1 protein-coding gene is annotated in these 750 nt (G+C 59.9%); it reads right to left on the minus strand.

Going from position 1 to position 750, the window contains the following annotated elements; all coding sequences use genetic code 11:
- Positions 1-707, minus strand: a 707-nt coding sequence (locus IVB50_RS15030; protein WP_247296257.1) for a transposase, incomplete at its 3' end; no start/stop codon positions are given.
- Between the last annotated feature and the right edge of the window lie 43 nt (positions 708-750).

Consider the following 750-nt stretch of genomic DNA (forward strand, 5'->3'; position numbering starts at 1 on the left):
ACGATGACGCCGAACTTCACGTCGATGAGATAGTTGTCGGAGTACGCGAAGAATGCCGGCCCCTTGTGAGCGCCGGTCCACTGCGCTGCCGGATCGGATGGCGAGACAAACTTCGGGATGACATCGCTGGCGGCGCCCCACGCCGGATCGTCGAGGGTTGCCAAATACTCCTTCACCGCGCGGCTGGACCTGGCCGGATCGCGATCCCTGCGCCAGTCCTGACCTGCGATCGAGCGCTGCTTGTTCGCGTCGGCCGCAATCAGGCTCGCATCGACTGCAAATCCTTCGCCACCAACCAGACCGGCGGCAATGCATGTCTCGACAATCCGTTCGAACACGCGGCGGAGAACATCTCCATCACGGAAGCGCTCGTTGCGGGCGCGCGAAAATGCCGAATGATCCGGGACAGCGTCCTCGATACCAAGCTTGCAGAACCAGCGATAGGCGAGGTTCACCTGCACTTCACGGCAGATCAGCCGTTCCGAGCGGATCGCAAAGACATACCCCACGACCAGCATCCGGATCATCAGTTCCGGATCAATCGACGGGCGCCCCATCGACGAATAGTGAGATGCTAGTTCACCGCGAAGCCAGGACAGATCGAGAGCAGCATCGATCTTCCGCACCAGATGATCTTCGGGTATCGCGTCGCCAAGACGAAACTCGTAGAACAGTTGACCTTGGTCACTCTTCAGACGGCCCATCATGGATCGACCTCGCCGAGATTCGCGTCAACACAACGGAATCACG

The sequence above is a fragment of the Bradyrhizobium sp. 87 genome (assembly GCF_023073015.1).
GTDB classification, from domain to species: domain Bacteria; phylum Pseudomonadota; class Alphaproteobacteria; order Rhizobiales; family Xanthobacteraceae; genus Bradyrhizobium; species Bradyrhizobium canariense_D.